Below are 24,520 nucleotides of genomic sequence, written 5' to 3'. Positions count from 1 at the left end.
ATGGCATTATGTCACGCGATATGAGTGAAGATCAAAAGTACGAGCGCTGCATGGTGATGGCGGGCGGCGGATTCCGCTTCGGCTATTACCTGGGCATGCACGCAGCGGCGGAAGACAGCGGCATGGCGCCCGACATCATCCTCGCCAGTTGCGGCGGTTCGCTGGCGGCGGCAATCATCCATGCCTTGCCGGATGCCGAGCAGCGCAAGCAGTGGCTCGTCTCGCCCGCGATGTACCGGTTCCTGTGCCGTATGCACGCGGCACCGCATGTGCGTCCGCTGCCGGTACTGGGTGCGGCCTTGCTGCGCGGGCTGTCGCACGGCCGCGCGAAGCGTGTGCCGGACGTGTTCGACGATTACATGTTTGAATTGCCAGGGGAGCTGCCTTTGCCGGCCAGTGCGCAATCGCACACGGCGCTTGCCATCGTAGCGGCCAAGCTGCTGTTTCGCCGCGAGCACACAGGCCAAATGCGGGGAGAACGTCCGCTGTTTGCGGAAGTCGTCCTAGGCCCCGACCGCGCTTGCGGCCTGCTGGAGGGATGGCAGGCGCCGGCCAGTTCACCGGCATGGAGTTGCGGCGCGGTTGCTCCCGGTCTGCTATTGGACAGCACCATGCCGATCGCCGATGCGGTGCGCAGTTCGATCACCGATATGCTGTACTTCGCCTGCCATGCGCATGGCGGCGAACACTATATGGGCGGCGTGATCGACCTGTTCCCGATCGAGATTGCGCATGGACTGGCCAGGCACGTGACGATGGAGGCCAAACCGCCTTTCGGCCAGGTGCTGGCGATTCCTGCCCTGCGCCAGGTGCTCGGTATCGACGGCAACGCGCGCCTGAAGCACGTGCACGCCCAGCATGCCCACGCCTGGGTTGATACCAGCGACATCTCGCGCGCCTTGCGCGGCAGCGGCATGCGCAAGCGCATCGACTGGCTGGGCAACCGTATCAGGCTCGAGATGCCGCACAGCCTTGCCGCATATGCGCAAGACGTGGAAGCGCAATGGCAGTACGGCTACCAGCGCGGCATCGAAGCATATGCCAGGCCTGGGCTGCGCCTGCGGCACGAAACAAGGTTTAACAGAGGAAGTAAATGAGGGTAATGATCATCGGCGGCACCAGCGGCATCGGGCTGGCGCTGGCAAAACACTACGCGCAGCAGGGTGTGCAATTGGCAGTGTGTGGCCGCGACCCCTCTCGGCTGGATGGCAATCCGATCACTGCGCACGCAGGCTTGCGCCGCTATGGTTTCGACATCGGCGACCGCCAGTCGGTATTCGATGCGGTCAGTGATTTTGCGGAAGAAGGACTTGACCTGCTGGTGGTCACTGCCGGCCAGTATGCCGATGCAAATGCGCTGGCGCAGGATCCGATGCGCAGCCTGCCGGTGGTGCGTACCAATGTGTCCGGCCTTTGCCATGCATTCGATGCCGCTGCGCAGGCTATGCTGCCTAATGGGCGCGGCCAGTTGGTGGTGGTGGCGTCGATTGCCGGCTTGCTGCACGAATACCCGAATGGTTCCCTGTACAGCGCGAGCAAGCGCGCAGCGATTGCGATCAGCGATGCCTACCGCAAGGCGCTGGCGCCGCACGGGATCGGCGTAACGGCCGTGGTGCCGGGCTATGTCGATACGCAGAAACTAAGGGATTTGAACGGGGGAAGTGCGCAGCGCAAGCCTTTCCTGCAGACCGAAGAAGAGGCGGTGCGCCGCATCGCACGCGCGATCGCGGAACGGGATGCGCACTGCATTTTCCCCTGGCAGCTGCACGCGATGGTGCGTGTGTTTAACCTGCTGCCAAAGGGATTGCAGCGCTACCGCAGGAAGTAGATCAGTAGCGGTAGGCGGCTTTCAGCATGATGAGGTCGACGCCGCTGTTCGGCCGCTTGATGCCGCCGTTGGAGTAGTGCTGCGCCTTCAGGGCGACTTCCCACTTGTTGTCGAACACATAGCCAACGGCGATATGGTCGCCGAACTGGAACGCAGTCGACAGGCCGTCATCGTTGCTGTAATAGGTCTTGGACAGCACGTGCGCGCCGATGCCGCCTTCAACGTAGAAGCCCTTCTTGCTGGTATTCTCATAGCGGATGACCGGGGTAAAGCCGACGTCAAACAGGTTCTCTTTGTCGCCAGGCATGTTGTGCCACTGGCGGGCCTGCCAGAAACCGATGCTGGCGTCCCAGTAACCGGTGACGTGGGTGCCGTTGGAATTGAACCAGGTCCATTCAGGCTTGAAGTCCTGCGTGGCGCCCAGGCGCACCATGCGGATCTTGGAAGCCGAGCCGCCTTCCACGTAGGCGGAATTGATGTCGAAGGCGAAAGCGGATTGCGCTACGAGCGTGGCCGCGGCAGCAGCGAGCAGTTTTTTGATTTGCATATTTTTCTCTCTTGTCCTTGCCGCAGTCTTCAATATTTGCTGCGGCAATGCCGGCAATTTTACTTTCGTTCTGAATTTTTTTCAGGCGACCCCTTAATTGTTAGAATCACTGCAATATTGGCACTTCTGGAGCTTATCGTGGCACATCCTCTGCGAATCGCATTTCTTGGCATCGGCTTGATGGGTGAGCCTATGGTACACCGCCTGCTGGCAGCAGGTTTCACGGTTACGGTATGGAACCGCACCGCCGGCAAGGCCGGCGTATTGGCTGCCGCCGGCGCCGATCCGGACGACGTGTTGCCGCACGCCGTGGCCGATGCCGCCGTGGTGGTGTCGATGCTGTCTGCCGGCGATGCGGTCGGCGGCGTGATCGAAGCGGCGGCCGATGCGCTGCGTCCCAATACGCTGTGGATTGATATGAGCTCGACGCGCCAGGACGAAGCGCAGGCTTTCCACGCACTGCTGGCGGCGCGCGGGCATCGCTTCATCGATGCGCCGGTATCGGGCGGCGTCGGTGGGGCGCAGGCGGGCACGCTGGCCATCATGGCGGGCGGCAGCGCGGCGGACTTTGAAGCGGCGCGGCCGGTACTGGAAGCGATGGGCAAGCCGAAACTGGTTGGCCCGGCCGGCAGCGGTCAGGTGGCAAAGCTGTGCAACCAGCTGATCGTCGGCGGCACCATCAATATCGTGGCGGAGGCCTTGCTGCTGGCGCAAGCGGCGGGGGCCGATCCGGTGGCGGTACGCGAGGCGATCCGCGGCGGCTTTGCCGAAAGCCGCGTGCTGGAGGTGCACGGCCAGCGCATGCTGGAGCGCAACTTCCTGCCGGGCGGGCAGGTGCTGACGCAGTTGAAGGACCAGCACAATATCCTCGCCGCTGCCGCAGCTGCCGGCGTGGCGCTGCCGGTCACCAGCCTGGTGACCGAGCGCTATGAGTCGATCAAGGATGTTTATCCGCGCGCCGACCATTCGGCCGCGCTGCTGGCGCTGGAGCGGCTGAATGATGGCGTGCGGGTCGGAACGCAGGCCGACAAGCTGCCTTAGGCTTAACGCGCCGGCGGCAATGCCGCTTCTGCCAGCTGCACCCAGAAGCTGGCGCCGATCGGCAGCAGGCGGTCATTGAAATCGTAGCTGGCGTTGTGCAGCACGCAGGGACCGAAGCCATGCCCGCCGTCGCGGTGCTCGCCTTCGCCGTTGCCGATGAAGATGTAGCAGCCCGGCTTCTCCTGCAGGAAGAAAGCGAAGTCCTCGGCGCCCATGGTCGGTTCGACGTTGGCGTCCACCATAGCCTCGCCGACCACCGACTTCATGACGTCCAGCGCGAAGCGGGTTTCCTTGGCGTGGTTCACCAGCGGCGGATAGTTGCGGCGGAAGGTGAACTCCACTTCGGCGTCAAAGGCGGCGGCAATGCCTTGCGCCAGCGACTGCATGCGCCTTTCCACCATGTCCAGTACGTCGGTGGTGAAGGTGCGCACGGTGCCGACCAGCTTCGCATCGTCCGGAATCACGTTGGTGGCGCTGCCGGCGTGGATCTGGGTGATCGACAGCACGGCCGTATCGAGTGGGCTCTTGTTGCGCGTGACGATGGTCTGCCAGGCCTGCGCAATCTGCACCGCGATCATGATCGGGTCGATGCCCTTGTGCGGCTGGGCCGCATGGGCGCCCTTGCCGCGCACGGTCACGTGGAATTCATTGGACGACGCCATCATCGGGCCTTCGCAGGCGCCCAGCGCGCCCTGCGCCATGCCGGGCCAGTTATGCATGCCGTAGATCGCATCCATCGGGAAGCGCTCGAACAGGCCATCCTTGATCATTGCGCGCGCGCCGGCGCCGCCTTCTTCGGCCGGCTGGAACACCAGGTAGACAGTACCGTCGAAATTGCGGTGTTTGGCCAGGTGATGGGCCGCGCCCAGCAGCATGGCAGTGTGGCCGTCATGGCCGCAAGCGTGCATCTTGCCGGGGTGCCTGGATGCGTGCGCAAAGGTATTGATCTCCTGCATAGGCAGGGCATCCATGTCGGCGCGCAGGCCAATGGCGCGTCCGGACGTGCCGTTCCTGATGACGCCAACCACGCCGGTCTTGCCCAGGCCGCGCTCGAAAGGGATGCCCCATTCGGTCAGCTTGGCGCAAACCACATCGGCGGTACGTTCTTCTTCATAGCAGAGTTCCGGGTGGGCATGCAGGTCGCGTCGGATCTGCTGCAACTCGGACTGAAACGCGATAATCGGGTCGATTAGTTTCATTTTTGTTCTCCATCGGACTTGCCATTCTAGCCTCCCGATGCGATTTTCTGGAATCGTTTACGATACTGTTTTCAGCCGTCGCTAACCCAGATCAAGATGTCATCCACACAAGTCCGCGCCACCTGCCCGCACGATTGCCCCGATACCTGCGCCCTGCTCGTCACCGTTGAGGACGGCGTAGCGACCGAGGTGAAGGGCGATCCGGATCATCCGACCACCGCGGGGGTGCTGTGCACCAAGGTTTCCCGCTATACCGAGCGCACATATTCGCCGGACCGCCTGCTGTACCCGATGCGCCGCGTCGGCAGGAAGGGCGAGGGCAGGTTCGAGCGCATCAGCTGGGAGCAGGCGCTGGACGAGATCGCGGCGCGCCTGCAACCGCTGGCCGCGACCGAGCCGGAGGCCATCCTGCCATACAGCTATGCCGGCACCATGGGGCTGGTGCAGGGCGACTCGATGTCGTCCCGCTTCTTCCACAAGATCGGCGCTTCGCTGCTGGACCGCACCATTTGCGCCACGGCCGGTGCTACCGGCTACAAATACACCGTCGGCGCCTCGATCGGTACCGATATCGAGCAATTCCAGAATGCCAAGCTGCTCATCATCTGGGGCGGCAACCCGATCGCATCCAACCTGCATTTCTGGACCCGTGCCCAGGAAGCCAAGCGCAATGGCGCGAAGCTGATCGCCATCGACCCGTACCGCTCGCTGACGGCCGAGAAATGCCACCAGCACATCGCCGTCCTGCCAGGCACGGACGCGGCGCTGGCGCTGGGCCTGATGCACATCCTGGTGCGCGACGACCTGCTGGACCACGCCTACATCGCCGACTACACGGTCGGCTTCGAGCAGCTGCGCCAGCGCGTGGCGGAATGGACGCCTGAGCGCGTGGCGGCGACCTGCGGCATCACAGTTGCAGAAGTGGAAGGCCTGGCACGCGAGTATGGCGAAACTGCCAAGCGCGGCGAGCCGGTGGCGATCCGCATGAATTACGGCGTGCAGCGGGTGCATGGCGGCGGCATGGCCGTGCGCAATATTTCTTGTTTGCCAGCCCTGGTGGGCGCCTGGCGCCACGCGGCGGGTGGCGTGCAATTGTCCGCTTCAGGTACCTTCAAGAAGAACCTGGCTGCGCTGCAGCGCCCGGATTTGCTGGCGAAACAGCCGCGCACCATCAATATGACGACCATCGGCGACGACCTGCTCCGTCCGGCCTCGCCGGAGTTCGGGCCGCAGGTCAAGGCGGTCATCGTCTACAACTCCAATCCGCTTGCGGTGGCGCCCGATTCGTCCAGGGTACAGGCCGGCTTTGCGCGCGAAGACCTGTTCACGGTGGTGCTGGAACATTTCCAGACCGATACCGCCGACTACGCCGACATCGTGCTGCCGGCCACCACGCAGCTGGAGCATACCGACGCGCACAGCGCTTACGGCCACCTGTACATGATGGCCAACAACCCGGCCATCGCGCCGATGGGCGAGGCGAAGGCCAATACTGAAATCTTCCGCTTGCTGGCGGCACGCATGGGCTTTGACGATCCATGCTTCCGCGACAGTGATGACGCGCTGGCATCCGTGGCGTTCGTGCAATTTGACTGGGAGTCACTCAAGCAAAAGGGCTGGCAGAAACTGGAAGTTCCTGATGCGCCCTTTGCATGCGGCAATTTCCCCACACCATCAGGAAAATGTGAGTTCTACTCAGAAAGCATGAAGAAGGATGGCCTGGAGCCGTTGCCCGCCTATATCCCAAACTATGAATCTGCAGCATCTTCCCCCGAACTGGCGGCAAAATACCCGCTTGCGATGATATCTCCGCCGGCACGCAACTTCCTCAATTCGACCTTTGTCAACGTGCAAAGCTTGCGGGCGACCGAGGGCGAGCCCCAGCTCGACATCAACCCTGACGATGCGGCAACACGTGGCATCAACCACGGCGATATGGTGCGCATCTTCAACGATCGCGGCTCCTTCGTGTGCAAGGCGCGCGTGACGCCGAAGGCCCGCAAAGGCCTGGTGGTGGGCTTGTCGATCTGGTGGAAGAAGCTGGCAGGCGATGGCAAAAACGCCAATGAGGTGACCAGCCAACGACTGACTGACATGGGTCGTGCACCGACGTTTTACGATACACTGGTTCAAGTCGAGAAAGCCCCCTGAGAATGATTTATGCGCACGTTAGCCCACCTGAAACTGCGTGCCAGATACCTGGCAACGGCGGGTGTGTGCGCCGCCCTCCTGGCCGGTTGTGCGCAATTCAAGTACTACTTCCAGGCTGCCCAGGGCCAGTACGCGCTCTGGTCTGACGCGCGTCCGGTCGATGACTGGATTGGCGATCCAGGCACTGATCCGAACCTCAAAGCCCGTCTTGAAAAGGCCAAGCTGATCCGCAAATTTGCGGTCAAGGAACTTGGCCTGCCCGACAACTCCAGCTACAAGAACTACGCGCCGCTGAACCGGCAATACGTGCTGTGGAATGTGGTCGCCACGCCGGAGCTGTCGCTGCGCCCGGTACAGTGGTGTTTCCCGATTGCCGGCTGTGTCAGCTATCGCGGCTACTATGACAAGGCCGATGCCGAAGCCTATGCGGCGGAGCTGCGCAAGGAGGGCAACGACGTGCAGGTCGGCGGCGTACCGGCTTATTCCACGCTGGGCTGGCTCAGCGATCCATTGCTGTCCACCTTCATCAACCATTCCGATGCCGAGCTGGCGCGCCTGGTCTTCCACGAACTGGCGCACCAGGTGGTGTACGTGCAGGGCGATTCCAAATTCAATGAAGCGTTTGCTTCCGCGGTGGAGGAAGCGGGCGTCAACCATTGGCTTGCGCTGTATGGCAACGACGCCATGCGCGAAGCCTACGCGCGCTACAACGTGCGCCGCCAAGACTTCATGGACTTGCTGGTGAAGCATCGTCAAATGCTGGCGGACAACTATGCCAGCAAAGCCAGCGCCAAGAAGAAGCGCGAGGAAAAGTTGCGCATCTTCGCCGCCCTGCAGGAGAGCTACAAGGTCCTCAAGGCCAATTGGGGTGGCTACAACGGCTACGACCGATTCTTTGCAGAACCATTGAATAATGCCCATTTGGCATCTGTTGCAACCTATAATGATCTGCTGCCAGGCTTCCGTGCTTTACTAGTGAAGGAAAAGGCATTCCCGCAGTTTTATGCTGCGGTGCGGAGCATGAGCAACCTGCCATCCGTGGAACGGCATGACAGACTGCACGAACTGGCGCGCTCAATGGCGCAAGCCACTGAGACTACGACGGCCGCCGCTGCCAAGGAACCGGGCGCCGTCAATTGACGCTGTATCTATGCTGCTTTGCAGCACGTAGGCCCGCTAGAGGACGAGTTCCAAACCCCGAAAATAGCTTGCCCTGTGTCATGCTGCACGATAGCATCTAGAGTGCGGGAAAGCACGGCCGTTCTATTTTCGCAAATAAAAATATATAAAACTGAGACAAAGAGGCACAGGATGGAAAAAATCTGGTTGAAGTCGTATCCTCCCGGCGTACCAAGTGAAATCGACGCTACGCAATACCGCTCCCTGGTTCACCTGCTTGAAGAATCGTTCCAGAAGTACGCGTCGCGCAATGCCTTCGTGTGCATGGACAAATTCATCACCTATGCCGATCTGGACCAGCACTCCAAGCGCCTTGGCGCCTGGCTGCAAAGCCGCGGCATGAAGAAGGGCGCGCGCGTAGCTGTCATGATGCCGAACGTGCTGCAATACCCGATTGCCATCGCCGCCATCCTGCGTGCCGGCTACACCGTCGTCAACGTCAATCCGCTGTACACCCCGCGCGAGCTGGAGCACCAGCTCAACGACTCCGGCGCGGAAGCCATTATCATCCTCGAGAATTTCGCGACTACCCTGGAGCAGGTGCTGCCGCGCACCCAGGTCAAGCACATCATCGTCGCCAATATGGGCGAGATGCTGGGCGGCCTGAAAGGCCATATCGTCAACTTCGTGGTGCGCAACGTGAAGAAGCTGGTGCCGCCGTTCTCGCTGCCGAACGCCGTGCGCTTCAAGGACGCGCTGGGCCATGCCCGCAGCATGAAGCTGACCCCGGTCGAATTGCGCCATGAAGACGTGGCCTTCCTGCAGTACACCGGCGGTACCACCGGCGTGTCGAAGGGCGCGACCCTGACCCACCGCAACATCATCGCCAACCTGCTGCAGATGCAGGCCTGGTCGGCGCCGAAGCTGGCCGACCTGCCGCCGGAAGAACGCACCATCATTTGCGCGCTGCCGCTGTACCACATCTTCGCGCTGACCGTGTGCGCCATGTGGGGTATCCGCGAGGGCGGCCTGAATGTGCTGATCCCGAACCCGCGCGATATCGGCGGCTTTATCAAGGAGCTGGCCAAGTACCGCTTCAATATGCTGCCGGCCGTGAACACGCTGTACAACGCGCTGCTGAACCATCCTGATTTCACCAAGCTGGACTTTTCCGGCCTGAAGGTCGCCAACGGCGGCGGCATGGCGGTACAGAAGGCCGTGGCCGACAAATGGCTGGCTGCAACCGGCGTCACCATCGTGGAAGGCTACGGCTTGTCCGAGACCGCACCGGTGGCCACCGCCAACCGTTTCGACAGTACTGATTTCTCCGGCATGATCGGCTTGCCGATTCCTTCCACCGAAGTGACGATCCTGGACGATGCCGGCAACGAAGTGGCGCTGGGCAGCCCGGGTGAAATCGCCATTCGCGGTCCGCAGGTGATGGCCGGCTACTGGAACCGTCCGGAGGAAACCGCCAAGGTCATGACGGCCGACGGCTTCTTCAAATCCGGCGACGTGGGCGTGATGGACGATCGCGGCTACGTCAAGATCGTGGATCGCAAAAAGGACATGATCCTGGTCTCCGGTTTCAATGTCTATCCGAATGAAATCGAAGACGTGGTGGCAGCGCATCCGGGCGTGCTGGAATGCGCCTGCATCGGCGTGCCGGACGAGCATTCCGGCGAAGCGGTAAAAGTGTTCGTGGTGAAGAAGGACCCGAACCTGACCGTCGAAGCGCTGATGGAGCACTGCAAGCAAAACCTGACCGGCTACAAGAAGCCGAAATATATCGAGTTCCGCACGGAGCTTCCGAAGACGAACGTTGGCAAGATCCTGCGCCGCATGCTGCGCGACGAGAAGCCTGCCGACGACAAGAAGGCCGCATAAGCGGCAAGGCACACGAAAGGCAATACGATGGAAAAAATCTGGCTGAAGTCTTATCCCGAAGGCGTTCCTGCGGAGATCGATATTTCGCAGTACCGCTCCGTGACCCACCTGATGGAGGAGTCGTTCCAGAAGTACGCAAGCCGCAACGCTTACGTCTGCATGGACAAGTTCCTGACCTACTCCGAGGTGGACCAGCTGTCGAAGCAGTTCGGTGCCTGGCTGCAGTCCAAGGGCCTGAAGCCGGGTGCGCGCGTCGCCATCATGCTGCCTAACGTATTGCAATACCCGGTCGCGCTGGCGGGCATCATCCGTGCCGGTTATGTGGTGGTGAACGTCAATCCGCTGTACACCCCGCGCGAGCTGCAGCACCAGCTGAACGACTCCGGCGCGGAAGCCGTGATCGTGCTGGAAAACTTTGCCACCACCGTGCAGCAAGTCGTGGCGTCGACTCCGGTCAAGCATGTGATCGTGGCGTCGATGGGCGACCTGCTGGGCGGCCTGAAAGGCATGATCGTCAACTTCGTGGTGCGCAATGTGAAGAAGATGGTGCCGGCCTGGAATATCCCTGGCCACGTCACCTTCAAGCAGGTGCTGTCCGAAGGTTCGCGCCTGACGCTCAAGCCGGCCGACCAGAAGCCAGGCGACATCGCCTTCCTGCAGTACACCGGCGGCACCACCGGCGTGTCCAAGGGCGCAGTCCTGCTGCACAGTAACGTGGTGGCCAACATGCTGCAGAACGAAGCCTGGCTGCAGATGGCGCCGAGCGACAAGCAGATGGTCTTCGTTGCCGCGCTGCCGCTGTACCACATCTACTCGCTGACCATTTCCTGCTTCATGGGCTGGAAGCTGGGCGGCATGAATATCCTGATCCCGAACCCGCGCGATATCCCGGGCTTCGTGAAAGAGCTGGGCAAATACCCGGTGACCGTGTTCCCGGCCGTGAATACGCTGTACAACGCGCTGCTGAACAACCCGGACTTCAACAAGCTGGATTTCTCGAGCTACAAGATCTGCAACGGCGGCGGCATGGCTGTGCAGCAGTCGGTGGCTGACCGCTGGCTCAAAGTGACCGGCACCCCGATCATCGAAGGCTACGGCCTGTCCGAGACTTCGCCGGTGGCGACTGCCAACCGCGTCGACATCAAGGAATTCACCGGCACCATCGGCGTACCGATCCCTTCCACCGACCTGGCGATCCTGGACGACGACGGCAAGGAAGTGCCGCTCGGCTCCGCCGGCGAGATTGCAATCCGCGGCCCGCAGGTGATGGCCGGCTACTGGAACCGTCCCGACGAAACCGCGAAGTCGATCACCGCTGACGGCTTCTTCAAGACCGGCGACGTTGGCATCATGGACGAGAAAGGCTTCGTGCGCATCGTCGACCGCAAGAAGGACATGATCCTGGTGTCGGGCTTCAATGTGTACCCGAACGAAGTGGAAGGCGTGGTTGCCGCCCACCCGGGCGTTCTCGAAGTGGCTTGCGTTGGCGTACCCGATGCGAACTCCGGCGAAGCGGTGAAATTGTTCGTTGTCCGCAAGGACCCGAACCTGACCGCGGAAGCGCTGCTCGAGTTCTGCAAACACGAGTTGACCGCCTACAAGAAGCCGAAGTACATTGAGTTCCGGGACGAACTGCCGAAGACCAATGTCGGCAAGATCCTGCGCCGCCAACTGCGCGACGAGAAGAAAGCAGCATAAGCCGGCAGGTTTGACCTGGCGCAGAGTATGGCTCCGGGCCGGCTGTAGAGTGGAACGCACCACCTGAGCCGCCTCCGGAGACCATATGGGCCTTCTTTACAACTTTGCACTCACCCTCAGTACCGAAGGCCGCCGCGCACTACGACAGCGCGCAGGCCTGCGCGGCTACTACGAAGTTTCCCGTCCCGACATGACGCCGGACCAGGTCGAAGCCGCTTTCGACCTGTCGGTGCGCAGCGCAGAACGCGCAGTACAGCGCCAGGTCAGCCACCATCCCCTCACGCAGGCGCAGTTCGATGCGCTGGTCAGCTATACACATAATCTTGGCGCCGGCGGTGCAATGCTGGTGCTGCGCCGTATCGATTGCGGCGACCTCGCTGGCGCGGCCGATGCCATGCTGCGCAATATCAGCGCGCCCGTCGCGGGACGCCTGGTGCCGCACGCCGGGCTGGCTGCGCGGCGCAAGGAAGAAAGCGCGCCTTTCCGCGCTTAACTGTCCCGGCGCGAGCCGGGCTTGCCGTCGGCTACCGAGAAGGCGGCCAGCGTGGACAAGCCGCTGTCCCCATCGCGCACATCATCGAGTCCCTGGAAAGCGACGGCGGCCCGCTCGGGGCGCAAGTCCAGCAGCATGAAACCGCGTTTGTCGCTGCGCCCGAAATGCAGGTCATGGTTCATGTCGACATATTGCTGCGTGCGCGCCTGCGGGCGCGAACCGGACGTGACGGAGGTGCCGCAGAATTCCGTCGCCACCACCGGGTTGCCGGTGCCAGCTGGGCGCGTGGGATCGCGCCGCAAATCGGCGGCGAAGAACGTGTGCACGTCTCCGGACAGCACCAGCGGATTGCGCGCACTGCGCACGGCATCCAGCAGGCGGGCGCGCGCCGCGGCATAACCGTCCCAGCCATCGGTCCAGAAACGGCCATCCTTGTCGCTGGCCAGGGGCAGCTGCGACATCTGCGCCATCAGCGTCTGTTGCGCCAGGATGTTCCAGCGCGCCTTCGATTCCTTGAGTCCGTGCGCCAGCCACTGTTCCTGTTCGCTGCCCAGCATGGTGCGGCGGCGGTCTGCCAGCGCAGGGCAGGAGCGGCGATACACCGAACTGGAACCGCCGCGTCCCGCCGGCTGGCAAGCGTGCGTTGAACGGTGTTGGCGTGTGTCGAGAACGTGGAAGCGCGCCAGTTGGCCCCAGTCGTAGCGCTGGTACATGCGCTGGGAGCGCAGCGGCTGGTGTTCGAAGTAGGCCTGGTAGGCTGCAGCGCGTCGTTGCATGAAGGCAGGCGACAGCAATTCATCGCGCGTCGGGCTGTAGTCGTTGGCCACCTCGTGATCGTCCCAGGTCAGCAGCCAAGGCGCCGCATGGTGTGCTGCCTGCAGGTCGGGGTCGCTCTTGTACTGTGCATAACGTGCGCGGTACTGCTCCAGGTTGAAACTCTCGTTGCGGCGCAGCGCCGAGGTGGGATGCTGCAGGCTGTATGGGCCCCATTCGTAGATGTAGTCGCCGAGGAAGGCCACCAGGTCGGGCGCGGCCTGGGCAATGTGGCGGTGGGCGGCGTAATGGCCGAACTCCCAATGCTGGCAGGAGGCGACGGCCAGCTTCAATGCAGCCGGCATGCTGCCGGGCGCCGGTGCGGTGCGCGTGCGGCCAACGGGGCTGAGCGCATCGCCCAGCATGAAGCGGTACCAGTACCAGCGGTCCGGCTGCAGGCCGCGCACGTCGACGTTGACGCTGTGCGCGAGATTCGGCGCCGCAACTGCCGTGCCTTTTGCTGCGAGACGGGTGAAGGCTTCGTCGTGCGCAACCTCCCAGCGCACTTGCTGCGCGAGGGGCGGCATGGAAGCCGCGTTCAGCGGATCAGGCAGGAGCCGGGTCCAGAGGATGACCGAATCGGGGAGCGGGGCGCCGGACGCTACGCCCAGCGTGAAGGGATAGCTGCCGTTGGCGGCGCTGCGCGCTTGCGCGGGGAGAAAGGGCGCCATGGCCGACAGGGCGGCCACGCGTGCCGCGGCCTGGAGCAGGAGCCGGCGCCCTTGCTGCATGGGATTACAGCAGCGTTTCTATCGGCGGTACCGGGCGCGGCTTGCGGTCAGGGCCGGTTGCGACATAGGTCAGCGTCGCTTCGGTGACCTTGACGATATTGGCCTGCAGGCGGTTGCGTTCCGCGTAGACTTCCACGTTGACGGTGATCGACGTGTTGCCGACCTTGACGATGTCGGCGTAAAAGGTCAGCAGGTCGCCGACGAAGACCGGGTGCTTGAACAGGAAAGAGTTCACGGCGATGGTGGCGACGCGGCCGTTGGCGCGGCGGGTGGCGGGCAGGGAGCCCGCAATGTCGACCTGGGCCATGATCCAGCCGCCGAAAACGTCGCCATACACATTGGCGTCGGACGGCGAGGGCATCACGCGCAGTTCAGGCATTTTTCCAGGGGGGAGGCCGCGGGAGGTTTGTTCTTGGGAGGTCATCGCAAATTCTCATGAAGGACTACAATTGATGGGATTTTAAACCAGCCAGTCCACGCACGTATGCGACGATATTCGAATACTCCGCCCCCACCTCCCGGCCAGCAGCGCGGCGACATTGCTACTCTGAAAACATTGCTGCCCTATCTTTGGGTCTACAAATGGCGCGTGCTGGCAGCCTTGCTGGCGCTGGTCGGCGCCAAGGCCGCCAACGTTGGCGTGCCTGTCGTGCTGAAGCAGCTGGTCGACGCCATGACGGTGAAGCCGGGCGATCCGCGCGCGCTGCTGGTGCTGCCCCTCGCAACGCTGGTGGCATATGGCCTGCTGCGCCTGTCGACCACCATGTTCACAGAGTTGCGCGAATTCCTGTTCGCGCGCGTGACGCAACGCGCCGTGCGCACCATTGCGCTCAAAGTATTCCGCCACCTGCATTCGCTGTCGCTGCGCTTCCACCTGAATCGCCAGACCGGCGGCATGACGCGCGATATCGAGCGCGGCACGCGCGGCGTCAGCTCACTGATTTCCTATACGCTGTTCAACATCCTGCCGACCCTGGTCGAGATCACGCTGGTGCTGGGCTACCTGGTCACGCATTACGACATCTGGTTCTCGGTCATCACCTTCTCGGCGCTGGCGATCTATATCACCTTCACCATCGTGGTGACGAACTGGCGCACGCACTTCCGGCGCACCATGAACGACCTCGATTCGAAGGCCAACACCAAGGCTATCGACTCGCTGCTGAACTACGAGACCGTGAAGTACTTCGGCAACGAGGACTACGAAGCCAATCGCTACGACGAGGGCCTGCAGCGCTACGAGAAGGCGGCGGTCAAATCGCAAACCTCGCTGTCGCTGCTGAATACCGGCCAGTCGGCCATCATCGCGATTGCAGTGACGCTGATCTTGTGGCGCGCGACGCAAGGTGTCATCGACGGCACCATGACGCTGGGCGACCTGGTGCTGGTGAACGCCTTCATGATCCAGCTCTATATCCCGCTCAACTTCCTCGGTGTGATCTACCGCGAGATCAAGCAAAGCCTGGCCGATATGGAGCGCCTGTTCTCGCTGCTGAGCGAGAATCGCGAAGTCGATGACGCGACGCACGCCAAACCGCTGCAGCCGCAAGGCGCGGAAGTACGCTTCAACCACGTTGACTTCAACTACGACCCCAAGCGCCAGATCCTGTTCGACGTCGACTTCACCATCCCGGCCGGCACCACCACGGCCGTGGTAGGCCACAGCGGTTCGGGCAAGTCGACGCTATCGCGCCTGCTGTACCGCTTCTATGAGGTGAATAGCGGCAGCATCACGATCGATGGCCAGGACCTGCGCGATATCACTCAACACTCCCTGCGCCATGCGATCGGCATCGTGCCGCAGGATACGGTACTGTTCAACGACACTATCGAATACAACATCGCCTACGGCCGCCCCGGCGCCAGCAAGGACGAGATCATCGCCGCCGCACGCGCGGCCTCGATCCACGACTTCATCGCCAGCCTGCCCGATGGCTACGAGACCATGGTCGGCGAGCGCGGCCTCAAGTTGTCCGGCGGCGAAAAGCAGCGCGTGGCAATTGCCCGCACGCTGTTGAAGGATCCCGCCATCCTCATCTTCGACGAAGCCACTTCCGCGCTGGACTCCAAGGCCGAACAGGCGATCCAGGCCCAGTTGAAGGAGATTGCGAAGAACCGCACCACGATGGTGATCGCGCACCGCCTGTCGACCATCGCCGACGCCCAGCAGATCCTGGTGCTCGACCACGGCAGGATTGTGGAGCGCGGCACCCACGCAGCCCTGCTGGCGCGCGAAGGCCTGTACGCCCAGATGTGGCAGCGCCAGCAAGCGCGCGGCGAGCAGGAACAGACTTCGCCGGCCACCGGCGAGTTGGTCAACTGACAGGAGGACGGGGATGGCGGTGAAGAAGGTTCTGGCAATTTCCCTTGCGGCAATCGGTGTGCTGGCAGTGGCCGTCGGCGTCAATACAGCGCGCAGCGGCAGCAAACAGCTGACGGTGGACAAAGCGCCGGCCCTGGCGATCGACGAAGCCGCAGCGGCGCAGCGCCTGGGGGAATCACTTCGCTTCGTGACCATCTCCGACTATAAGGATGCCGACGCCAACGGCGCCGAATTCGACAAGCTGCACGCCCACCTGCAAGCCAGCTTCCCCCGCCTGCATGCCACGCTGAAACGCGAGAACGTCAACGGCAAGGCCCTGCTCTACACCTGGCAGGGCAGCGACGCCGGCGCCGCACCAGTGATGTGGATGGCGCACCAGGATGTAGTTCCTATCGCCCCCGGTACGGAAAAGAACTGGGAGCAGCTGCCGTTCGGCGGCATGGTGCGCGATGGCTTCATCTGGGGCCGAGGCTCGTGGGACGACAAGGGCAATCTCTACGCCCAGATGGAAGCCGTTGAAATGCTGCTGGCCGCCGGCTTCAAGCCGCGCCGCACCGTCTACCTGGCTTACGGCGCTGATGAAGAAGTCGGCGGCAAGCGCGGCGCCGCAAAGATCGCCGAGCTGCTCAAGTCGCGCGGCGTCAAACTCGATTACGTGCTGGATGAAGGCCTGATGATCGTGCACGGCATGGTGCCGGGGCTGCAGCCCGGTGCCGCCATGGTTGGCGTAGCGGAGAAGGGCTACGCCAGCTACAAGCTGGAACTGGAGACTGCGCCAGGCCATTCCTCGATGCCGCCGCAGGACACTGCCATCGGCATGATGAGCAAAGCCCTCGTTGCGCTGGAAGCCAATCCGATGCCGGTGCGCATGGCCGGCCTGCCGCAGCAAAGCTTCGAGATGATGGCGCCGGAAATGACCGGCATGAACCGCGTGGCGCTGTCGAACTTCTGGCTGTTCAAGCCGATGCTGGAGCGGATGCTGACCAGGACGCCAAGCGTGAATGCGCTGGTGCGCACTACCACCGCGCTGACCATCGTCAACGCCGGCGTAAAGGATAACGTGTTGCCGGGGGCCGCCAGTGCCACCGTCAACTTCCGCCTGCTGCCGGGCGACAAGCTGGCCGGCGTCGAGCAGCATATGCACCAGGTGATCGGCAACGACAAGATCCGCATCAGCCCCGACGGCGACTTCAACACTGAAGCCTCGCGCGTGGCACGCCTGGACAGCGCGGCCTTTACGGCGGTGAACCGTACCATCCGCCAGGTATTCCCCGACGTCGTGGTCGCGCCCGGCCTGATGATCGGCGCCACCGACTCGCGCTACTTCGACGGCATGAGCGACAGCGTACTGAAATTCGGCCCCGTGCGCGCCCACCCGGAAGACCTGCCGCGCTTCCACGGCACCAACGAACGCATGTCGGTGAAAGGCTACGCGGACATGATCCGCTTCTACCATCAACTGCTGAACAGGTCCGGCAATCGGACATTTCGCTCTGCGAAATGTCCGATTGCCGGACCTGACCCCGACTTTTATGTTGGAGGCTGGCTGTTTAAGGCAGCGGGCGGTCCGACAGTTCGCGGTCGTCGGTGCTGGTCAACTCGCCTTCCCACTTCGCTACGACGGCGGTGGCAATCGAGTTGCCGATCACGTTGGTGGCGGAACGCGCCATGTCCAGGAAGTGGTCGATGCCCAGCAGCAGGACCAGGCCAGCTTCAGGAATCTTGAACTGCGTCAGCGTCGCGGCGATCACCACCAGCGATGCGCGCGGTACGCCGGCCATGCCCTTGGAGGTCAGCATCAGCACGGTCATCATCGTGATCTGGGTGCCCAGGTCCATATTGATGCCGTAAGCCTGCGCGATGAACACCGTCGCGAAGGTGCAGTACATCATCGAGCCATCCAGGTTGAACGAGTAGCCGATCGGCAGCACGAAGGCCGCAATGCGGTTACGCACGCCAAAGCGCTCCAGGCCTTCCAGCGTTTTCGGGAACGCGGCCTCGGAGGACGCGGTGGAGAAGGCCAGCAGGGTTGGCTCTTTGACTTCCGACAGCAGCTTCAGCACGCGCTTGCCCAGGAACAGGAAGCCGGCGAAGATCAGGATCGCCCACAGCACGCCGATGGACAGATAGAACTCCGCCATGAACACGCCGTAAGTTTGCAGCACGCCCACGCCGCTCTTGGCGATGGTGCCGGCAACCGCCGCGAAGACGGCGAACGGGGCGAATTGCATCACATAGCCGGTTACCTTCAGCATGATGTGTGCCACGCCGTCGACTGCCTCGATCAGCGGTTCCGCCTTCTTGCCCACGGCAGCAGCCGCGGTACCGAAGAACAGCGAGAACACCACGATCTGCAGGATCTCGTTCTTGGCCATGCCGTCGATGATCGAGGAAGGCACCAGGTGGGTGATGAATTCTTTCAGCGACAGGCTGGATGTCTGCAGCGTAGCAGCAGCGGCGGCACCGTCAGTCGGGATGTGGCCCAGCAGCGCATCGCCCGGACGGAAGATGTTCACCATGATCAGGCCCAGCGTCAGCGACAGTACCGATGCGATGAAGAACCAGCCAAGTGTTTTGATACCGACGCGGCCAACTTCCCGCGTGTCGCCCATTTTGGCAATGCCGACCATCAGGGTCGAGAACACCAGCGGCGCGATGATCATTTTGATCAGGCGCAGGAACAGGGTGGTAATGAGGGTCATGTAGTCCGCGAAACTGGCTGCTTGTGGCGCCGTTTGCGAAACATTGATGGCGTAGCCGGTGAGGATACCCAACGCCAGGCCGACGAGGATGTAGGTGGTCAGGCGGTTTTTGTTGGCCATAAGCAAGATTCCTGAAGTAGGGCGGATTTGCCGTTAGAATGAATAGCGCTTTGATGAGCTATTAAGCAAGTCCCGAAGTATCCTTGCGGTTCTAGGCCACTGTCAAGCAAGAATAAAACTGCTGAAACCCGAAAAAGATGATCGCAATTAAAGACTTAAGTAAATGGTTTGGCAACTTTCAGGTGCTTACGGAGTGCAGCACCGAGGTGGCCAAAGGCGACGTCATGGTGATCTGCGGCCCGTCCGGCTCGGGCAAATCGACGCTGATCAAGACAGTTAACGGGCTGGAACCATTCCAGAAGGGCGAAATTATTGTCGATGGAACATCCGTCGGCGCTAAAGGTACGGATTTGCCGGCCTTGCGCGCCCGAATTGGCATGGTTTTCCAGAATTTCGAGCTGTTTCCCCACCTGTCGGTGCGTGAAAACCTGACCCTGGGCCAGGTCAAGGTGCTGGGCCGTTCGCAGGACGAAGCCAACGGCAAGGGCCTGAAGTACCTCGACCGGGTCGGCCTGCTGGCGCACCAGGACAAATTCCCGAACCAGCTCTCGGGCGGACAGCAGCAGCGCGTAGCCATCGCCCGCGCCCTGGCAATGGACCCGATTGCCATGCTGTTCGACGAGCCGACGTCCGCCCTGGACCCGGAAATGATCAATGAAGTGCTGGATGTGATGGTTGGCCTGGCGCAGGATGGCATGACCATGATGGTGGTGACCCACGAAATGGGTTTTGCCCGCAAGGTGGCCAACCGCGTGGTCTTCATGGACAAAGGCCGCATCCTGGAAGACTGCAGCAAGGACGAATTCTTCGGCGCGCCCCGTTCCGAGCGCGCACGGGACTTTTTAGCGCGTATCATCCACTAACAGGGCGGGTCATCGTCCCCGCCAGCGGAGGACACCATGACCTTTCTGCGCCTGCTTCCCCTTCTTTGCCTGGCTGCTGCGGCCAGCGCTCAGGAACCCACCGGCACGCTGGCCAAGATCAAACGCACCGGCCAGGTGGTGCTGGGCGTACGCGACGGTTCCATTCCATTCTCTTATCTTGATGACAAACAGCAGTACCAGGGCTACTCGGTAGACCTGTGCCTGAAAGTCGTCGAGCACCTGAAAACGCAGCTCGCGCTGCCGGGGCTGAAGGTGGCCTACAACCCGGTCACGTCCGCCAACCGCATCCCGCTGATGGCCAACGGCACCATCGACCTCGAATGCGGCTCGACCACCAATAATGCGGAGCGCCAGCAGCAGGTGGCGTTCGCGCCGACCATGTTCGTGATCTCCAGCCGGTTGCTGGCCAAGAAGTCTGCCAATATCCAGACGCTGGAAGACATGAAGGGCAGGGTGCTGGTGGCCACTGCAGGCACCACGACGCTGAAGCAGATGACGATCATGAATAATGAGCGCAAGCTCGGTATGAAGATCCTGATCGGCAAAGACCATCCGGAATCCTTCCTGATGCTGGAGACCGGACGGGCCGAAGCGGAAGCCAATGACGATATCCTGCTCGCGGCGCAGGTGGCCACCTCGAAGGCGCCGGTAGATTTCGCTGTCAGCAAGGAAGCAATGTCGGTTGAACCTTACGGCATCATGATGCGCAAGAACGATATGCCGTTCAAGAAGTCGGTCGACGAGGCCTTGCGCAAGGTTTACCAGTCCGACGAAATCCAGCGCATCTACAAAAAATGGTTCTTGAGCCCGATCCCGCCGCGCGGCGTGAACCTGAACTTCCCCATGCCGGCCACACTGAAGGCAGTGCTGGCCAAGCCGACCGATTCGCCGGATCCCGCTGCATACAGATAGCATGCACTACAACTGGAACTGGCACATCTTCTGGGAACTGTCCCCGGACGGTGTGCACAGTTATTGGGACACGCTATGGTCGGGCCTGGCATGGACGCTGGCGACCTCGCTCGCGGGCTGGGTGATCGCGCTGGTGCTGGGCGTGGTGGTCGGCACGCTGCGCACAGCGCCCAATCGCTGGTTGCGCCGCTTTGCCGTCTGCTGGGTCGAAGTGTTCCGCAACATCCCACTGCTGGTGCAGATGTTCCTGTGGTTTTTCGTACTGCCCGAGCTGCTGCCGCGCGTTGCGGGCGACTGGCTCAAGGCGCTGCCCAATGCGCCTTTCGTTACGGCGGTCCTGTGCCTGGGTTTCTTCACCTCCGCGCGCGTTGCGGTGCAGGTGGCGGCAGGCATCAACGCCCTCGCCGGCGGCCAGCGGCTGGCGGCGCTGGCACTGGGACTATCGCGCGTGCAGGCCTACGAATACGTATTGCTGCCGCTTGGACTACGCATCGTGCTGCCGCCCCTGGCCAGCGAATTCCTCAACATCATCAAGAACAGCTCTGTCGCGCTGACGATCGGCTTGATGGAACTGACCGCCAGCGCACGCTCGATGCAGGAGTTCTCCTTCCAGTTCTTTGAGGCGTTTGCGGCCGCCACCGCGATCTACGTGGTCGCCAACATCATCGTTGTCGCCGGCATGACGCTGCTCGAGCGGCGCCTCGCGCTGCCTGGTACTTTGGGCGCTGAAGTACGGAGGGCTGCGTGATGTTTGCGAACTTTGACTTCAGCGTGATCGCCAGTTCCTGGGTCTACCTGTTCCAGGTTGGCATGGTCTTTACGCTCAAGCTGACGGTGCTGGCCATGCTGGGAGGTGTGGCGCTGGGTACTTTGCTGGCAATGGCGCGCCTGTCGTCGCTGCGCTTTTTGCGGCTGGCCGCCGCGGGCTACGTGAACCTGGTGCGCGCGGTGCCGCTGGTGCTGGTGATCTTCTGGTTCTACTTCCTGGTGCCCTATATCGCCGCGTGGATGATCGGCGCTTCCGAGCCGGTCAAGGTCGGCACGTTCGTGTCTGCGCTGGTCACGTTCACCTTGTTCCAGGCTGCCTACTACTGCGAGATCATGCGCGGCGGCATACAGGCGATCCCGAAAGGACAGGTCCACGCAGCGCAGGCGCTGGGCATGAACTACTGGCAGACCATGTCGCGGATCGTGCTGCCGCAGGCATTCCGCAATATGCTGCCGGTGCTGCTGACGCAGACGATTGTGCTGTTCCAGGATGTGTCGCTGGTGTACGTGCTGTCCGTTCCCGACTTCGTGGGCGCCGCCAGCAAGATCGCCCAGCGCGATGGGCGGCTGGTTGAGATGTACGTCTTTGTGGCGCTGGTGTATTTCATCCTGTGCACGCTCTTGTCCTGGCTGGTGCGCCGTATGCAGCGGCGCATCGCGATCATTTACTGATCCCTCGAAAGTCAGGACGACTAAACTTTCGGTTGGCGCCGTGCAGGCGCTGCAAGCGTCAGTGGTCAACGGCCCGCGTTGCCTTGGCAAACTGGGGCGCTATGGCGCCGCACCGCCGCCAGCTGGATGCGGTGCTGGAAGCCGCGCGCCGTTACGCCGAGGAGCATCCGGCACCGCCTGACGCCTAAGCAGGACCGCGCCAGGCTTTCTCGATCTTGGCGACGTCGATCTTCTTCATGTCCATCATCGCATCGAAAGCCCGCTTGGCCGCCGCCCGGTCCGGATCGGCCATCGCCTCCATCAGGACGCGCGGCGTAATCTGCCAGGACAGGCCCCAACGGTCCTTGCACCAGCCGCATTCGCTCTCCTGGCCGCCATTGCTGGTGATGGCGTTCCACAGGCGGTCGGTTTCCGCCTGGTCCTCAGTCAGGACCTGGAAGGAGAAGGCTTCGCTGTGCTTGAAGTGGGGGCCGCCATTCAGGCCAATGCAGGGAATGCCGGCAACAGTGAATTCGACCACCAGGGGATCGCCTTGCTTGCCGTCGGGGTAATCACCCGGTGCACGGGTAATTGCGCCTACTGAGCTGTCGGGGAAGGTTTTTGCGTAAAACGTCGCGGCATCCAATGCGTCGCCGTCGTACCAAAGGCAGACTGTATTTTTGCTAGCCATCGCTTGCCTCCTCAAAGGATTGCAGGGGAACTGCCAATATCGCACATTCTCGCGGCAGGCGCGATTCAACAGGTAAAATGACGGGATTCGCATATTGAAAGCCAGCAGCCATGAGTGACTTCGAGATCCCGCACAGCATCACCATCACCCGCCCAGACGATTGGCACCTGCACCTGCGCGATGGCGCCACCATGGCGAGCGTCCTGCCGGACACCGCGCGCCAGTTTGGCCGTGCGATCGTGATGCCAAATTTGAAACCTCCTGTCACCACCGTGGCGCAGGCCTCCGCCTACCGTGACCGCATCCTGGCTGCCCTGCCGCAAGGCATGGACTTCGAGCCGCTGATGACGCTCTACCTGACCGACAACACCTCGCCGGACGAAATCATCCGCGCCGCCGACAGCGGCTTTGTGCACGCGGTCAAGCTGTACCCGGCCGGCGCCACCACCAATTCCGATGCCGGCGTGACCGACCTGGCCAAGTGCTACAAGGTGCTGGAAACCATGCAGGAAGTCGGCATGCCTTTCCTGGTGCACGGCGAAGTGACCGACCAGGACATCGATCTGTTCGACCGCGAAGCGGTGTTCATCGAGCGCGTGATGCGCCCGCTGCGCAAGGACCTGCCCGCGCTGAACATCGTGTTCGAGCACATCACCACCAAGGATGCCGCGCAATACGTGGCGGAAGCGGAAGGTCCGATAGCTGCCACCATCACAGCCCACCACCTGCTGTACAACCGCAACGAGATCTTCAAGGGCGGCATTCGTCCTCACTACTACTGCCTGCCGGTGCTGAAACGCGAGGAACACCGCCTGGCGCTGGTGACCGCGGCAACCAGCGGCGACGAGCGCTTCTTCCTCGGCACCGATTCCGCGCCGCACGCACAGGGCGCCAAGGAAGCGGCCTGCGGCTGCGCCGGCTGCTACACCGCGCTGCACGCGATGGAGCTGTACACCGAAGCGTTCGCCCGCGCCGGCGCGCTGGACAAGCTGGAAGCCTTCGCCTCCCTGAACGGCCCGGCCTTCTACGGCCTGGCGCCAAACAAGGGCACCATTACCCTGAAGCGCGAGCAGTGGACGCTGCCGGCCGACCTGCCATTCGGCGACTCCAAACTGATCCCGCTGAATGCCGGCGAAACGATCAACTGGAAAATGGCCTAAGTGTTTCAAGAGATCGACTGGACCCGCGCCTGGTACGGCTCGGTGCGGGACGCAGCCTCCCGCATCGACCTCTCCCTGCCCAGCGTGGTCCGGCCGTTCTGCGAACAGGCGGCCGCGCTGGCGCTGGCCAACCACGCAGGCCAGCCGCTGCGCTTCGTGCCGCAAGCTTCGCTTCCCGAAGGTGTCGCCTACGAAGAATTCATCGGCGCCACCGGCCAGGTACCCACCCGCGACAACCTGCACGACTTTTTCAACGGCTTGGTGTGGCTGACTTTCCCGCACATCAAACGCCAGCTCAACGCCCTGCAGGCCGCGCAGATCGCACAGGTCGGCGTGGGCAAATCGCGCGGTCCCGCGCGCGATGCTGCTACTATCTATGACGAAAACTCGGCGCTGCTGGTCGTGCGCGACGACGCCGGAGGTGCGGCGCTGGTGGACGCCCTGCGCAACCACCGTTGGCGCGAAGCCTTCGTGGAGCGTGCCGACGTGTTCGGCCGCGATGCGGAAGTCTGGCTATTCGGCCACGCGCTGATGGAAAAGCTGGTGGCGCCTTACAAGGCGATCACCGCCCACACCCGCGTTGTGCTGGCCGGCGGCGATTACTGGTCCCGGGACGAAGCTGGCCGCCGCGCGTGGCTGGATCGCGACGAGGCAGCGCGCCTGGCCAGCGAAGGCCTGGCCAAAGGCGGCTTTACACCGTTGCCGGTGCTGGGCATTCCCGGCTGGTGGCCGCAGCAGGACGACGCTTTTTATGCAGACGACACGGTATTCCGCCCGAAGCGGAAGGCCGCTTGAAAAGGAG

The 24,520-nt window shown here is 62.4% G+C and carries 21 protein-coding genes and 1 pseudogene; 16 read left to right on the top strand and 6 right to left on the bottom strand.

What is annotated here, in order from left to right; genetic code table 11:
• Nucleotides 1–20 precede the first annotated feature (20 nt).
• Nucleotides 21–1,097 (top strand): patatin-like phospholipase family protein, encoded by a 1,077-nt coding sequence (locus ASD07_RS20380; protein ID WP_082507454.1) that lies wholly within the window; start codon nt 21–23, stop codon nt 1,095–1,097.
• Nucleotides 1,094–1,828: an SDR family oxidoreductase gene (locus ASD07_RS20375; protein WP_082507453.1), complete on the top strand. Its 735-nt coding sequence runs from the start codon at nt 1,094–1,096 to the stop codon at nt 1,826–1,828. Before ASD07_RS20380 ends, ASD07_RS20375 begins: the two co-directional genes overlap by 4 nt.
• A 1-nt stretch (nt 1,829) precedes the next feature.
• Here the strand turns inward: ASD07_RS20375 and ASD07_RS20370 are convergent, their stop codons facing one another.
• A complete protein-coding gene (locus ASD07_RS20370) occupies nt 1,830–2,375 on the bottom strand; it encodes an acyloxyacyl hydrolase (protein WP_055934440.1) in 546 nt (181 codons plus the stop codon).
• Between the two features lie 138 nt (nt 2,376–2,513).
• Between ASD07_RS20370 and ASD07_RS20365 the strand changes: the two genes are divergently transcribed.
• A complete protein-coding gene (locus ASD07_RS20365) occupies nt 2,514–3,416 on the top strand; it encodes an NAD(P)-dependent oxidoreductase (RefSeq protein WP_255357024.1) in 903 nt (300 codons plus the stop codon).
• Nucleotides 3,417–3,418: 2 nt separating this feature from the next.
• Here the strand turns inward: ASD07_RS20365 and ASD07_RS20360 are convergent, their stop codons facing one another.
• Nucleotides 3,419–4,615, bottom strand: coding sequence for a M20 aminoacylase family protein (locus ASD07_RS20360; protein ID WP_055934435.1), 1,197 nt, complete (start codon nt 4,613–4,615; stop codon nt 3,419–3,421).
• 96 nt (nt 4,616–4,711) lie between these two features.
• On the opposite strand from ASD07_RS20360, the gene ASD07_RS20355 reads away from it, so the two are divergent.
• The 5 genes from ASD07_RS20355 to ASD07_RS20335 all read left to right on the top strand — a co-directional run bounded on the left by ASD07_RS20355 (nt 4,712) and on the right by ASD07_RS20335 (nt 11,963).
• A complete protein-coding gene (locus tag ASD07_RS20355) occupies nt 4,712–6,766 on the top strand; it encodes a molybdopterin-dependent oxidoreductase (protein ID WP_055934433.1) in 2,055 nt (684 codons plus the stop codon).
• A gap of 9 nt (nt 6,767–6,775) precedes the next feature.
• Nucleotides 6,776–7,906, top strand: a complete 1,131-nt coding sequence (locus ASD07_RS20350) for an aminopeptidase (protein WP_055934431.1) — start codon at nt 6,776–6,778, stop codon at nt 7,904–7,906.
• Nucleotides 7,907–8,077: 171 nt separating this feature from the next.
• A complete protein-coding gene (locus tag ASD07_RS20345) occupies nt 8,078–9,772 on the top strand; it encodes a long-chain fatty acid--CoA ligase (protein ID WP_055934429.1) in 1,695 nt (564 codons plus the stop codon).
• 27 nt (nt 9,773–9,799) lie between these two features.
• Nucleotides 9,800–11,470, top strand: a complete 1,671-nt coding sequence (locus tag ASD07_RS20340) for a long-chain-fatty-acid--CoA ligase (RefSeq protein WP_055934427.1) — start codon at nt 9,800–9,802, stop codon at nt 11,468–11,470.
• Nucleotides 11,471–11,555: 85 nt separating this feature from the next.
• The gene (locus ASD07_RS20335) at nt 11,556–11,963 is read left to right on the top strand and encodes a lysozyme (RefSeq protein ID WP_055934425.1); all 408 of its coding nucleotides are present in this window, start codon (nt 11,556–11,558) and stop codon (nt 11,961–11,963) included.
• Here the strand turns inward: ASD07_RS20335 and ASD07_RS20330 are convergent.
• Nucleotides 11,960–13,507: an alkaline phosphatase gene (locus ASD07_RS20330; RefSeq protein WP_055934423.1), complete on the bottom strand. Its 1,548-nt coding sequence runs from the start codon at nt 13,505–13,507 to the stop codon at nt 11,960–11,962. The two genes, ASD07_RS20335 and ASD07_RS20330, sit on opposite strands and share 4 nt — an antisense overlap.
• Before the next feature lie 4 nt (nt 13,508–13,511).
• Nucleotides 13,512–13,931, bottom strand: a complete 420-nt coding sequence (locus ASD07_RS20325) for an acyl-CoA thioesterase (protein WP_055934421.1) — start codon at nt 13,929–13,931, stop codon at nt 13,512–13,514.
• 60 nt (nt 13,932–13,991) lie between these two features.
• Here ASD07_RS20325 and ASD07_RS20320 point away from each other — a divergent pair, with 60 nt between their 5' ends.
• Nucleotides 13,992–15,830 carry an ABC transporter ATP-binding protein/permease gene (locus tag ASD07_RS20320; RefSeq protein ID WP_055934419.1) on the top strand — a complete coding sequence of 613 codons (1,839 nt, stop codon included), beginning with the start codon at nt 13,992–13,994 and terminating at the stop codon, nt 15,828–15,830.
• Between the two features lie 13 nt (nt 15,831–15,843).
• Nucleotides 15,844–17,304, top strand: a pseudogene (locus tag ASD07_RS20315) (M20 family peptidase); the annotation flags it as partial.
• Between the two features lie 76 nt (nt 17,305–17,380).
• Here ASD07_RS20315 and ASD07_RS20310 read toward each other — a convergent pair.
• Nucleotides 17,381–18,652 carry a dicarboxylate/amino acid:cation symporter gene (locus tag ASD07_RS20310; RefSeq protein ID WP_055934417.1) on the bottom strand — a complete coding sequence of 424 codons (1,272 nt, stop codon included), beginning with the start codon at nt 18,650–18,652 and terminating at the stop codon, nt 17,381–17,383.
• A 137-nt stretch (nt 18,653–18,789) separates the two neighbouring features.
• On the opposite strand from ASD07_RS20310, the gene ASD07_RS20305 reads away from it, so the two are divergent.
• Genes ASD07_RS20305 through ASD07_RS20290 form a run of 4 tightly spaced genes read left to right on the top strand, consistent with a single transcriptional unit; the run spans nt 18,790 to nt 21,888 of the window.
• Nucleotides 18,790–19,515: an amino acid ABC transporter ATP-binding protein gene (locus ASD07_RS20305; RefSeq protein ID WP_055934415.1), complete on the top strand. Its 726-nt coding sequence runs from the start codon at nt 18,790–18,792 to the stop codon at nt 19,513–19,515.
• A gap of 36 nt (nt 19,516–19,551) precedes the next feature.
• Nucleotides 19,552–20,448 carry an amino acid ABC transporter substrate-binding protein gene (locus ASD07_RS20300; protein WP_055934413.1) on the top strand — a complete coding sequence of 299 codons (897 nt, stop codon included), beginning with the start codon at nt 19,552–19,554 and terminating at the stop codon, nt 20,446–20,448.
• 1 nt (nt 20,449) lies between these two features.
• Nucleotides 20,450–21,196, top strand: coding sequence for an amino acid ABC transporter permease (locus ASD07_RS20295; RefSeq protein WP_055934410.1), 747 nt, complete (start codon nt 20,450–20,452; stop codon nt 21,194–21,196).
• Nucleotides 21,196–21,888 (top strand): amino acid ABC transporter permease, encoded by a 693-nt coding sequence (locus ASD07_RS20290; RefSeq protein WP_055934408.1) that lies wholly within the window; start codon nt 21,196–21,198, stop codon nt 21,886–21,888. Before ASD07_RS20295 ends, ASD07_RS20290 begins: the two co-directional genes overlap by 1 nt.
• Nucleotides 21,889–22,072: 184 nt before the next feature.
• Here ASD07_RS20290 and ASD07_RS20285 read toward each other — a convergent pair whose 3' ends face one another.
• Entirely contained in the window at nt 22,073–22,558 is a 486-nt protein-coding gene (locus tag ASD07_RS20285) for a VOC family protein (RefSeq protein WP_055934406.1), read from the bottom strand.
• Between the two features lie 110 nt (nt 22,559–22,668).
• Here ASD07_RS20285 and pyrC point away from each other — a divergent pair, with 110 nt between their 5' ends.
• Both pyrC and ASD07_RS20275 read left to right on the top strand, forming a co-directional pair.
• The gene (gene pyrC / locus ASD07_RS20280) at nt 22,669–23,718 is read left to right on the top strand and encodes a dihydroorotase (RefSeq protein WP_055934404.1); all 1,050 of its coding nucleotides are present in this window, start codon (nt 22,669–22,671) and stop codon (nt 23,716–23,718) included.
• Nucleotides 23,719–24,513, top strand: coding sequence for a DUF3025 domain-containing protein (locus tag ASD07_RS20275; RefSeq protein ID WP_055934402.1), 795 nt, complete (start codon nt 23,719–23,721; stop codon nt 24,511–24,513). It begins immediately after the preceding gene.
• Nucleotides 24,514–24,520: the final 7 nt, after the last annotated feature.

The organism is Duganella sp. Root336D2, assembly GCF_001425005.1.
Taxonomy (GTDB): domain Bacteria; phylum Pseudomonadota; class Gammaproteobacteria; order Burkholderiales; family Burkholderiaceae_D; genus Rugamonas.
The sequence above is the reverse complement of the archived record's forward strand: the minus strand, read 5'-3'. Positions and strand labels throughout refer to the sequence as shown.